This window comes from Ruegeria sp. B11 (genome assembly GCF_056539785.1).
The window spans coordinates 267,170-279,608 of sequence record NZ_JBQFVO010000002.1; the positions used below are offsets into that span (position 1 = coordinate 267,170).

The 12,439-nt window shown below is 55.4% G+C and carries 10 protein-coding genes; 8 read left to right on the forward strand and 2 right to left on the reverse strand.

All coding sequences use genetic code 11. The features are described from left to right. The first annotated feature begins 193 nt into the window (after nt 1-193). Nucleotides 194-2,986, forward strand: coding sequence for a bifunctional aconitate hydratase 2/2-methylisocitrate dehydratase (locus tag ACR0I1_RS09035; RefSeq protein ID WP_170393863.1), 2,793 nt, complete (start codon nt 194-196; stop codon nt 2,984-2,986). Between the two features lie 272 nt (nt 2,987-3,258). Here ACR0I1_RS09035 and ACR0I1_RS09040 read toward each other — a convergent pair whose 3' ends face one another. Beyond that, a complete protein-coding gene (locus tag ACR0I1_RS09040; protein WP_480706010.1) occupies nt 3,259-4,020 on the reverse strand; it encodes an HpcH/HpaI aldolase family protein in 762 nt (253 codons plus the stop codon). 200 nt (nt 4,021-4,220) lie between these two features. Here ACR0I1_RS09040 and ACR0I1_RS09045 point away from each other — a divergent pair, with 200 nt between their 5' ends. Continuing rightward, on the forward strand, nt 4,221-5,111 hold the full coding sequence (locus tag ACR0I1_RS09045) for an SMP-30/gluconolactonase/LRE family protein (protein WP_480706012.1): 891 nt from the start codon (nt 4,221-4,223) through the stop codon (nt 5,109-5,111). On the opposite strand, the gene ACR0I1_RS09050 is transcribed toward ACR0I1_RS09045, so the two are convergent. Beyond that, on the reverse strand, nt 5,108-6,106 hold the full coding sequence (locus ACR0I1_RS09050) for an ester cyclase (RefSeq protein WP_480706014.1): 999 nt from the start codon (nt 6,104-6,106) through the stop codon (nt 5,108-5,110). The two genes, ACR0I1_RS09045 and ACR0I1_RS09050, sit on opposite strands and share 4 nt — an antisense overlap. Nucleotides 6,107-6,263: 157 nt before the next feature. Between ACR0I1_RS09050 and ACR0I1_RS09055 the strand changes: the two genes are divergently transcribed. The 6 genes from ACR0I1_RS09055 (at nt 6,264) to ACR0I1_RS09080 (ending at nt 12,436) form a co-directional block, all read left to right on the forward strand. Further along, nucleotides 6,264-7,313, forward strand: coding sequence for an ABC transporter ATP-binding protein (locus ACR0I1_RS09055; RefSeq protein ID WP_170394099.1), 1,050 nt, complete (start codon nt 6,264-6,266; stop codon nt 7,311-7,313). An 84-nt stretch (nt 7,314-7,397) separates the two neighbouring features. Continuing rightward, nucleotides 7,398-8,624, forward strand: coding sequence for an extracellular solute-binding protein (locus tag ACR0I1_RS09060; protein ID WP_170394097.1), 1,227 nt, complete (start codon nt 7,398-7,400; stop codon nt 8,622-8,624). Nucleotides 8,625-8,687: 63 nt separating this feature from the next. Further along, complete coding sequence (locus ACR0I1_RS09065) at nt 8,688-9,716, forward strand: carbohydrate ABC transporter permease (protein WP_170394095.1); 1,029 nt, start codon at nt 8,688-8,690, stop codon at nt 9,714-9,716. Between the two features lies 1 nt (nt 9,717). Continuing rightward, the gene (locus ACR0I1_RS09070; RefSeq protein ID WP_170394093.1) at nt 9,718-10,599 is read left to right on the forward strand and encodes a carbohydrate ABC transporter permease; all 882 of its coding nucleotides are present in this window, start codon (nt 9,718-9,720) and stop codon (nt 10,597-10,599) included. A gap of 178 nt (nt 10,600-10,777) precedes the next feature. Then, nucleotides 10,778-11,767, forward strand: coding sequence for a nuclear transport factor 2 family protein (locus ACR0I1_RS09075; protein ID WP_480706017.1), 990 nt, complete (start codon nt 10,778-10,780; stop codon nt 11,765-11,767). A 132-nt stretch (nt 11,768-11,899) separates the two neighbouring features. Then, nucleotides 11,900-12,436, forward strand: coding sequence for an ester cyclase (locus ACR0I1_RS09080; RefSeq protein WP_170590969.1), 537 nt, complete (start codon nt 11,900-11,902; stop codon nt 12,434-12,436). Nucleotides 12,437-12,439: the final 3 nt, after the last annotated feature.

Below are 12,439 nucleotides of genomic sequence, written 5' to 3' on the forward strand. Positions count from 1 at the left end.
GCGGACTTATCGAAAGTCATTGGCTGGCACAAAATCCTTTGTGAAGTGTTGCTTTTAGACGGGACATCGCGCCACAGGTGCAAGGCTTGCAAGTTCCGGTCATTTAGTATACCGCCGCATACAATTAGGATCCTCGGGCGTTCATAACGTCTTTGAGCCCCTGCTAATCGAGCCACATATACCGGAACGAGCCATGAGCCTTTACACCAACTACCTCGACGAAATTGAAGCCCGCAAAGCGCAGGGTCTGCATCCGAAACCGATTGATGACGGCGCGCTTGTCAAAGAGCTTGTTACACAGATCAAGGACGTCGATCATGCGCATCGTGCGGATTCTCTAAACTATTTCATCTATAATACGCTGCCCGGCACGACCAGCGCCGCTGGCGAGAAGGCACGTTTTTTGAAAGAGATCATTCTGGGCGAAGCGCTGGTTGACGAAATTTCAGTACCCTTTGCCTTTGAACTGTTGTTGCACATGAAAGGCGGTCCTTCGGTTGAGGTTCTTCTTGATCTGGCTTTGGGTGGTGATCCCGAGATCGCAGGGCAGGCGGCTGAAGTGCTGAAAACACAGGTCTTCCTATATGAGGCTGATACGGATCGTTTGAAGGAGGCGTTTTCTGCCGGAAATCCGGTCGCACGCGACATTCTTGAAAGCTATGCGCGGGCCGAGTTCTTCACCAAGCTGCCCGATATCGAGGAAGAGATCAAAGTTGTCACGTATATCGCTGCCGAGGGCGATATTTCGACTGACTTGCTGTCGCCAGGCAACCAGGCACACTCGCGCTCGGATCGGGAGCTGCATGGCAAGTGCTTAATCTCGCAGCAAGCGCAAGACGAGATTCAAGAATTACAGCGCCAGCACCCAGATAAACGCGTGATGCTGATTGCTGAGAAAGGGACAATGGGCGTTGGCTCGTCCCGGATGTCGGGTGTCAACAATGTGGCGCTTTGGACCGGCAAGCAGGCCAGCCCATATGTGCCATTCGTAAACATTGCCCCGATCGTGGCCGGCACGAACGGTATCTCTCCGATCTTTCTGACCACCGTTGGTGTGACGGGCGGGATTGGTATCGACCTGAAAAACTGGGTCAAAAAAGTCGATTCCGAGGGGAATCCGATCCTCAACAATGACGACAGCCCTATCCTGGAGCAAAAGTACTCGGTCGAAACCGGGACAGTGCTCACGATCAATACGAAAGACAAAAAGCTTTATGACGCCGATGGCGCCAAAGAGCTTGTTGATATTGCCTCGTCCTTCACTCCGCAAAAGCAGGAGTTCATGAAGGCCGGCGGATCCTACGCCATCGTGTTCGGCAAGAAGTTGCAAACATTTGCAGCACAGACACTGGGAGTCGAGCTGAAGTCGGCATTTGCGCCTTCGAAAGAGATCAGCCGAGATGGACAGGGCCTGACCGCGGTCGAAAAGATCTTTAACCGCAACGCTTTGGGAGTAGTGGAAGGCACGGTCTTGCACGCCGGGTCGGACGTACGGGTCAAGGTCAACATCGTAGGATCGCAGGACACCACTGGCCTGATGACCTCGCAAGAGCTTGAGGCGATGGCGGCGACCGTGATTTCTCCAACCGTCGATGGTGCGTATCAGTCCGGTTGCCACACCGCCTCGGTCTGGGACAAGAAGGCGCAAGCCAACATCCCCAAACTGATGGCGTTTATGAACAATTTCGGCCTGATCACAGGGCGCGATCCCAAGGGTGAATATCACTCGATGACCGACGTGATCCACAAGGTTCTGAACGATATCACCGTGGATGATCGCGCCATCATCATTGGGGGCGACTCGCACACGCGCATGTCCAAAGGTGTGGCTTTCGGGGCGGATTCGGGCACCGTTGCCTTGGCACTGGCCACGGGCGAAGCAACCATGCCCATTCCGGAATCTGTGAAGGTGACGTTCAAAGGCAAAATGGCCGATCACATGGATTTCCGCGACGTGGTCCACGCGACACAGGCGCAGATGCTGAAGGCTTTCGGCGATAACGTGTTCCAAGGGCGTATTATCGAAGTTCATATCGGAACCCTGCTGGCGGATCAGGCTTTTACCTTCACCGACTGGACGGCCGAGATGAAGGCGAAGGCCTCGATCTGTATTTCCGAAGACGAGACCCTGATCGAGTCACTGGAAATCGCCAAAGGTCGGATTCAGATCATGATCGACAAGGGCATGGAGAATGAGGCGCGGACCCTGCAAGGCCTGATCGACAAAGCCGACGCACGCATTGCAGAGATCAGATCCGGCGCAGTTCCAGCCCTGAGGCCGGATGAAAATGCCGAGTATTTTGCCGAGCTGGTCGTTGATCTGGACGAGATCAACGAGCCCATGATCGCCGACCCTGATGTGAACAACGCGGATGTCTCCAAGCGTTATACGCACGATACGATCCGGCCTGTTTCCTACTACAAAGGGGAAAAGAAAGTGGATCTGGGATTTGTCGGATCTTGCATGGTCCACAAGGGTGATCTGATCATCGTATCGCAGATGCTTAAGAACCTTGAGAAGAAGGAGGGCAAGATTGAATTCAAGGCCCCTCTGGTCGTCGCGGCGCCAACCTACAACATCGTTGATGAGTTAAAGGAAGAAGGTGAGTGGAGTATTCTTCAGGAATATTCCGGTTTCGAATTCGACGATCTTTTCCCCAAGACATCAGCGCGAACCGAATATGAAAATACGCTGTATCTTGAGCGTCCGGGCTGCAACCTTTGCATGGGTAATCAGGAAAAGGCTGAGAAAGGTGATACTGTTCTGGCGACATCTACCCGCTTGTTCCAAGGGCGTGTTGTCGAGGACTCGGAAGATAAGAAAGGTGAATCCCTTCTGGCTTCCACACCGGTAGTTGTACTGTCTGCCATCCTCGGGCGAACTCCGAAAATCGAGGAATACAAGGCCGCTGTCGAAGGGATCGACCTGACCCGCTTTGCACCTCCGGTCGCCAAGCCCGCAAATTCCAATTCGGCACATTTCTGATTGGAGAAGGCCGGTCGCCGCTAAGGCGCACCGGCCTTATGCTGTTTAACAGGATCCACTCTGAATCAATAAGCCTAGCAATACTGGTTTTGCGGTATGAGATTTTGGCCCCCTTAGGTAGAGTGCCACGCTGGAAATCTAAGACTATACAATGCGAATAATCCGCAATCGCGCATCGCCTTTCTAGCAAAGAAAGTACTGTCGTCGCAGCATTTACCAGCCCGCGGATATTTCGTCCCCAAGGCCCTTTCCACTAAAAAGCCCTGTGCGTTTCACGTCCTCGCGGTGCCATGGAAGTTCTCCGCTTCCGCGTTTGCAGCGCGAAGCATGAAGGCGTGTTCTGAAGCGACGAAGATCATGGTCACCCCATAGTCGCGCAGCTTGAGTCCGGCTTCTGCGCTGGCTGCAAAGGTCATCAGCGTCTTGTCATGTGCGTTGGCTGCATCGCCCGAGCGTCGCATTGCATCAAGAACCTGTGGGTCGGACTGATCGGTCACGCCGTAACATACCGCAAGATCCGCAGGTCCTACAAAAATCCCGTCGATGCCCTCGGTCCCGGCGATATCATCGACTTCTGCGACGCCTTCTGGTTCTTCGATTTGGGCAATGATAATCGTCTCCTCTTCGCTTTGCTTGAGGACATCAGCCATGGATCGGGTCGCAAACCCTGCCCACCGGGTTGATCCGGCATAGCCGCGACCACCATGGCCAAAACGACCCTCGCGCGCAATGCGACGGGCCTTTTCGGCGCTGTCAACATGCGGCACAACAATACCTGTCGCGCCACTGTCGAGCGCCTTGAGAATTTCGTCCGCAGACCCAGTCGGCACCCGCACCAACGTCGGCAACCCCAGAGCCCGGGCGACGGCGAGGCAAACATCCAACCGACCCCGGTCAAAGGGTGCGTGTTCCGCATCCAGGCACAAGAAGTCCAGTTTTGACTTGGCAATTATCTCGACCAGTTCATGGGCTGGTGTCTTGAGAAACGTTCCGACGAGAGGCTCGCCAGCAAGCATGCGTTGTTTGAAATTCATGGGAAAGTCCTGACGGTTTTGTTTGGGCGGCACATGGCAATTGGCAGCCAAGCGGTTTGGAAACATCGGCCATAGCGTAGAGCATTGAAGTTGGCAGGGCCAGACTATCGAACAGTCGTTATTGCGTTTTCACCCGAAACGCTGTTCTTGTCGGGACTTGCCGGTAGTGTTGGCAGGCGCAACTCTGAAAAGGTGCTCTCATGGTATTCGATATCCGTTCCAAATGCTTCACAGACCTGGTGCACCCTGACGCTCAACTGGAAGAAATCGCTAGCGGTCTGGGGTTTACCGAAGGGCCAATATGGCACCCCGAAGAGCATTGGCTGGTATTCTCGGACATTCAGGAGAGCCATCAATACAAGTGGAGCGAGGGTGAGGGAGTTCGCGTTTTTCGCACCCCTTCCAACCAAGCAAACGGAAATTGCTTCGACAAAAGTGGGGCAGTGATCTCTTGCGAGCACGCCAGTTCGCATTTGGTACGCCATGATCACGGCGGCAAGCGGGTTACTTCGATAGCCACGCATTTTGATGGCAAAGAACTCAACAGCCCCAACGATGTTATCTGCGACTCGCACGGTCGGATTTGGTTCACTGATCCCAGTTTTGGTCGTATCCGAGAGGATCTTGGCATTCTGAGAGAGCAAGAACTGCCGGTGCAAGGCGTGTTCCGGCTGGATCCCGACGGCACGTTACACCTTGTCGCGGATGATTTTCAGCAACCCAACGGGTTGTGTTTGTCAGCTGACGAAACAAGGCTGTTTGTCAATGACAGTTGGGGTGGTCATATCCGCGTCTTTGATGTCGCCACTGATGGCTCACTGACCGGTGGGGTGGTCTGGGCCGATGTTGTTGGCGATGGGGAAGGGGTGCCGGACGGTATGAAGTGCACCCGCGACGGCCAGATTTTGTGCAATGGTCCCGGCGGTGTACATCTGTTTGATGCCCAAGCGCACTGCCTTGGTGTCATTCTGACGCCGCAGAAATCTACCAACTTCTGCTTTGGTGGGGCCGGGTTCAGCATGCTGTACATCACTGCCTGCACGTCCGTTTACCGTATTCCGACCAACATGACGGGTCTGGCCATGATCTAAAGGCCCACTCGCGCCATGCGGTCCAGAATATCGACACCCTGTTGCTTCCAGAAATGAAGCAGATCGATGAAAATCCAGTTCTCGGCCAGTTTATCACCTTTGCGACGATAAATGTCTATCACCCGGAACTCACCGGCTTTGTCAGTGGCAGGCATCCCCATGAACCCGCCGGTTGGTCGGGCGGTAAAGTTCGGCCAGCCAAAAAAGCCGCCATAGTGGCCCTCGGCCATGCGGCAGATATGGTTGGTATTTGACCGGTCGGCAAACCCAGCACGGAACGGGCCAGCGTGTTGTTTGGCGTAACGTTCGATTGTGTAGGTCGCACCGATACCGGATGGCCCCCACCAGATCATGTCTTCGCACCATGTGCGGCGCAACTCATCTTCAAGGCTGAGCCCGCTGTCCCACCGCCCAAGATCGGAGATCATCGCGTTGATAGCGGCCAATGTCTTTTGGCCGTCTTCGGCGGGTTGAGGCGTGAACATCAGGCCGTCATGGGTCATGGGCCCGGGCTGGACAAGTTGTGCGGCGGTCTGCGGCGGGAAGGGCTGCAACCCGGCCTGAATCATGAAATGCGGGATGTCGAAATACATCGCGGTTTCGACAATCTTACCGTGCTCAATCCTGTTGAACTCGCAATAGCGCAGCAAGGCCATTTTTCCGGTTGGCGCAATGCCCAGCCAGTCCTTGTCGAACAGCCCCATGAGATGGCCCATCGAAACAACCCAGACTGAATTGAACCCGTCGATTTCATTTTGACCAGCCATGAATACGTCCATCCGACGCTGCAAGTTGGTTAGGCTGTGATTCAGCGGCTGCCAGAATTTTTGCGCCACGTTGCTAGCGCCACGCTGCTCGTTGAATGGGTGAAAGCCGCGCCACAGGAGGTCCTCGGCGCAATACTCAGCGATCACATCAGAGTGGGCCGATTCCTCTGCATCGCTCAGAGCTTTGTAGAAGTTCAGGACAATTTCTTTCTCGGCTTCGTAAGACATATTTTTTACTTTCAATGCTTTGCCCGGAGGGAAGCGTCAGTCTTTAGCAAGATTGCGGACGCTTTTGCATTCGCTTGCAAAAAATACTTGCCAGATGTTCCTTTGGATGTCTATGCTTTTGCAAACGTATGCACTCAGGTGCAACTGGGAGGACAGTATGGCCGAGATTCAACTGCGCAATGTTGGAAAACGTTGGGGTTCGTTTGTTGGAGTGGACAATTTCGACCTGACAATATCCGACAAGGAATTTCTGGTGCTTCTCGGCCCGTCGGGTTGCGGCAAGACCACGACGATGCGCATGATCGCAGGTTTGGAAGACGCAAGCGAGGGTGATATTCTGATCGACGGTACCCGCGTCAACGATATGGAGCCAAAAGACCGCGACGTCGCGATGGTGTTCCAGTCTTACGCTTTGTATCCGAACATGAATGTCTACGAGAACATTCGTTTCCCGCTGAGGGTACGTGGCATCGACGCTTCCACCCATGACGAAAAAGTGCGCCGTGCGTCGGCGATGGTAGAGTTGGACGACTTTCTGCATCGTAAGCCGGCAGAGCTGTCAGGTGGGCAACGTCAACGGGTGGCTCTGGCGCGTGCGATTGTACGCGAGCCCAACGTGTTCCTGATGGATGAGCCGTTGTCCAACCTTGACGCAAAACTGCGCGTTTCGACTCGCGCGCAGATCAAGAACCTCAGCCATGAACTGGCGGTGACTACGATTTATGTGACACATGACCAGATCGAGGCGATGACACTGGCCGATCGCGTGGTGATCATGAAGCAGGGTGTTGTCCAGCAGGTTGGCTCTCCGACGGCGATCTACGACGAGCCTGCGAACACGTTTGTCGCCAGCTTTATCGGCAACCCGGCGATGAACCTGGTTGATGGCGATGTTCAGGGCGGTGTGTTCCGCGCGCAGAATACCGAAGTGCATGGTCTGAATGCTCCGGATGGCCCAATAACTTTGGGTTTCCGCGCCGAGGACGCCAATGTCGTAGAAAGCGGGGGCGAGATTAACGCGCCCATCTATACGCAGGAATTGCTGGGCGATAGCACCATGGTCTCGGTTCGGATCGGCGGAGCGCTGGTCTCGGTCAAGGCCGACAAAACCTATCGTGCTGAAATCGACGATCAGGTGTCGATTCATATCCATACCGATCACTGTCACCTGTTCGATGCGCAAACCGGCGCGCGCCTTGAGATCTGAGAGACGAAAACCAATCCCGCAATGACGGGACAATCTCGGGTGCAGGCTTCGAAGATGCACCCAATCACCTAGGGAGGAATCAAAATGTTTCTAAAGAAAATCGCATTGGCCGGGTCACTGACCGCCTTTGCTGCGAGCGCGGGTTATGCCTGCGAGATCACGGATCGGGTCAACATCGTCGGCAACGAATTTGCCGCCATTCAGGCTGTGGCCGCTGCTGCAAAGGAATGCACGGGCGCATCTGTTGAATCCAACCTGACATCCGAACACCAAACCATCAACGTCGCCGGTCTGTCGGGCAATCCGTCGGAATACACCTCAGCCATCATCGCCAACAGCTCGATTGTGGCGTTGATGAATGAAGACGTTATCCGACCGCTCAATGACCTGGTCGAAAAACATGGTCAGAACCTGCAGCCGGGACAGTTGATCAAGATCGGCGATGACATCATGGCCATCGCCTTCATGGCCAACGCTCAGCACCTGATGTACCGCAAGGACGTTCTGGAACAGGCAGGCGTCGAAGTGCCAACCACGTATGAAGAACTGCTCGAGGCGGCCGAAGCCATTCGCGCGCAGGGCATAATGCAAAACCCGGTTGGTGGTGCTTACGCTGCGGGATGGAATCTGGCGCAGGAATTCAACAACATGTTCCTTGGCTATGGAGGTACTCATTTCAAGCCCGGCAGCGCAGAGCCCAACGTCAATACCGAGGCCGGTGTCAAAGCGCTGAACATGATGAAGGCTTTGTCCGAGTATATGAACCCCGACTTTCTGACCCATGATTCCAATGCCACCAATGCGGAATACCGCGCGGGCAATGTGGCGATCATGAATATGTGGGGGTCACGGGCGTCACAGCAGACCACAACCGAAGGTGTCTTGCAGGAAGTAATTGATGGCCATGCAATTGCAGCGCCGCTGACCGTGGGTGGCGGCACGACTCCGGCCTCGACCCTTTGGTGGGACGGATGGACCGTCGGCAAGAACATCTCGGATGAAGAGGCTGAGGCGACTTTTGTCGCGATGACGCATGGCGTCCGCCCCGAAATGTTGAACGATGAAACCACGCCGCTGGCAGTCTGGTTGATCGAAGGGTACGAACCTGCAGACGACGCGCAGGGTGTATTTGACGCTGCCAAAATGGGCACGACGCCTTATCCGATGCTGCCCTACATGGGTTTGATGCACAGTGCACTCGGCAATGAACTTGCCGATTTCATGCAGGGCAAGGAAAGCGCTGAACAGGCGCTGGCCGATGTCGAGGCCGCCTATCGCGCCGCGGCAATCGAACAGGGCTTCCTACAGTAAAACGCCCCTCGCGGGTGCCCAATTCGGGCACCCGCCCAATCAAGCCGACACGGGAATTGCGACATGCGCCATAAGACATTCCTTTGGTTTTTCCTGCCCACAGGACTTGCAATGCTGCTGTTCATTGCAATGCCCATCGTCTCGGTGGTGATCCAATCCATTTATGCCCCACACCCGGCGGTTCTGGTGGAAGTCGAAAACTGTACTCCGCTTGTCGGGTGCACAACCGAGACCACCATCGATCAGGAAGCCACCGCAGCGCTTCGTGCCGAACAACCATTGGGCAGATTTGTCGGGCTGGATATCTACTTTGATCGCGGCCACCTGGCGATACAGGAGGTTGGCGAAATCTGGGCGGCGAGCGATACGTGGGGCGACCTTTTCTCAGAGGTCGGAAACTTGCCCTTCTATCGGGCCATGGCCTTTACGCTGACCTTCACATTCATTGTGACACCCCTCACGATCATTCTGGGGCTGGTGATTGCGCTGGCGGTCAACTCACTGCACCGGCACCTCAAGGGTTTGATGATCTTCTTCTCGCTCTTGCCCATGATTGTGACACCGCTGATCGGCTCGCTCATTCTGTTTTGGATGATTGACAGTCGTGGCGTCATCGGCAACGCCCTTGTAAACTTGGCCGGAGATCCGGATTTCAGTCTAAAGGCTTCGACCGGGCTGATGTGGGTGGCGCTGATGGTTTATGGCGTCTGGAGTTCGGCCCCCTTTGCCTTCGTGGTGTTCTATGCCGGTTTGCAAACTTTGCCCAAAGATCAGATCGAGGCGGCCCAGATCGATGGGGCAACCCGCTGGCAACAGGTCAAATTCGTGGTTGTTCCCCATCTCATGCCACTGGTTACGTTTGTGGCGCTGATCCAGTTGATGGATAATTTCAAGGTGTTTGAACCGATTATTGGCTTCAGCGCCGGTGCCCATGCGCAATCGCTCAGTACTTTCATCTTCAACGACCTCGGCGGTGAAACGCGACAGCTGTCCTCTGCAGCCGCTACGTCTGTGATCACGATTATCGGGGTCGCCATTCTGTTGTCGCCCGTGCTTGTCCGCACCTGGCGTGACTTCAAAGGAGCAAGATAACATGGCCAGTCGTGCGCAAAGAATGCCCAAAAGCCTTCGGATTGCTTCGTCGCTTTTTGTGATCCTTTGGTTCATCCTGGCCGCTTTCCCGTTCCTCTGGACGGTTTGGGGGTCGTTCAAGGTAGAGCTGGATTTCTTCTCGATCGCCGATTGGACCAACGCTCTAACCGGCGCGCGGACCGAGGCAGTTTATGGCTCACCCTTTACCACCACCGGTTACGAAGGGGCTTGGATTCAGGAAGAATTTTGGCGGAATGTTCTGAACACGGGGATCGTTTGCGTCTTTGTGGTCGCCATCTCGCTGACCATCGGAACGCTGGGTGGCTATGCGCTTTCGCGGTCGAGCTATAACTACACATTCTGGCTTTTGATCACGGCGCTGATCTTCCGCGCAATGCCGCCGATCACGTTGGTTTCGGGTTATCTGTTGCCCTTCTTTGAATGGAATATCTGGGGGATACTTCCGACGACAATTATCGTACTTGTCGCGATCAACCAGCCGTTCACCCTGTGGATGCTACACGCCTTCTTCAAGAACATCCCCAGCGAGCTTGACGAAAGCGCAAAGGTCGACGGCTGCAACCAGTTTCAGGCCTTCCGCCGCGTGATCATTCCGGTGATGTGGCCGGGTGTGATCACCACGGGGCTGTTCTCGTTTCTTCTGGCCTATAACGACTTTGCCGTTGGGGCGATGCTGTTGTCAGAAAGCAACCGCACAATGGTTCCAGCCATCGCCGCGTTCCTTGGTACAACGCAAACCGAGGGCAACGTAATGTTCGCCGTTGCGGCCGTGGTTTCTGCGACGGTTCCTCTGTTCATCTTGGTGATGTTCTTCCAGCGTCAGATTGTGGGCGGTTTGACCGCCGGGGCTGTGAAAGGCTGACGCTGATGGGACGCACGCATCCTCAGTCCGTATTTGCCCATGCGCACGCAGCCAGCCTGAATATGGCTGCGTGCCGGGCAAGGCGACCAGGGCGAATTCCTTTTGCTTTGATGCGCGCAGGGCCTTGCGGGGCGTTTCTCCGCAGACGCCTTGAACAGATCCTATAGAGACAAAGTTAATGGAACGCCTCGACCGTAAACCCTTTCTGAAATTCACCGCCGCGCAACGCCATCCAGGCAATTTCCGGCCAGCCTATGAGGGATTCTTCGCCCCCGGTGCACATGTCAACGTGGTGCATCCATTCAACGAGGTCGCGGGTGGCCTCGGGCTGCACGATCACGTCATCGCCCCGCTCGCAGCCTCCTTCGATGGGCTTTTTCGGCGCGATGATATCGTCATGGCCGGTGTATTTGAAGGACAGGGCTGGATCAGCGCCACCGGCTATTTCGTCGGTCGGTTCTCGCGCGACTGGCTTGGTATCCGCGCCACAGGTGAGCTTGCCTATCTGCGCTTCGGCGAGTTCCACCGCATGCAGGATGGCAAGGCGGTGGAGAGCTATATCTTCTTCGATATCCCAGAACTGATGCTGGCTGCAGGGCAATGGCCGATCACCGATAGCCCGGGCAAGACCCGTGGCTTCACCGGGATGATTCAGGGTCCAGCAAGCCATGATGGCATCTTGACCACGCCGCAAGACCCAGTCGAGGGGGCCAAGAGCTATCGTATGGTCACAGAAATGCTGGCCAAGCTTGCCACCAAGAACGAGGCCTGGCGCCCATTCTGGCATGACAACATGGTCTGGTACGGCCCCGGCGCCTTCGGTTCTTTCGTCGGGCTCGAGAGTTTTGCAAGCTTCCAGGTGCCTTTCGAGGCCACCTTCGAAGGTTGGTCCGGAGGTAGTGCGGGAAATGGCATGACTGCGCATTTCACCCGCTTCGGCGAAGGCAATTACGTATGCTCGGGTGGCTGGCCTTCCTTGACTGGTGTCCAGGTGAAACCCTTCCTCGACCAGCCCGCAAGCGAAAAACGCGTCTTCATGCGGGTCTGCGACTGGTGGCGTCGAGAGGACGATCTGTTGGTCGAAAACTGGGTTTTCGTCGACATCCCGCATGTGTTGTTGCAGCTGGGATATGACCTTTTTGCCGACATCGCCGAGCAAGCCGCATGAGCAGCTCTGCAAGACATAACGCCGTTGGCCGCCACCCGGCGCTCAACCGGATGCCGAGGGATTTTCTGTCAGCTGATTGAGCTACCCGATGAAGACAGAATTTCTATTGGCACCAATACAAGGATGAGAAAGATGAAGGGTTCCCGCCCGGAACAGGCCGTGCTGACACGTGATACGGACCTCGACAAAACAGAAGACACCCGCCGTGTGATTGAAACCATGGTGGATGGTCTGAACGATCACCGTATCGATGACATCGGCGAATTCTTCTCGGAAGGCTTCCGCTGGATGGGCAATCAGGGCTGTGGCACAAAAACTGGCCTGAAAGAGTTTCAGGACAATTGGCAACGCCCGTTTCAGGCGGCTTTTTCGGACAAGACCTGCATCGACGAAGCGCGCCTTTACATGGGCGAATGGGCGGCTGCGTTTGGCCGACAGGAAGCAACCCATTCGGGTGAGTTCCTGGGGATCGCCCCCACCGGAAAGCGGGTCGAGATCCGATATATGGATTTCTGGAAAGTGGTCGACGGCAAGATCGTCGACAATTGGGTGAATGTGGATTTCGCCCATGTAGCGGCACAGCTGGGTGTCGATCTGTTTAACGGCGAAGGCTGGGAAGCATTTGACCGGGGTGAGAAGTCTCCGCCCCGGCCTGAAACTAAGGATTAGGAC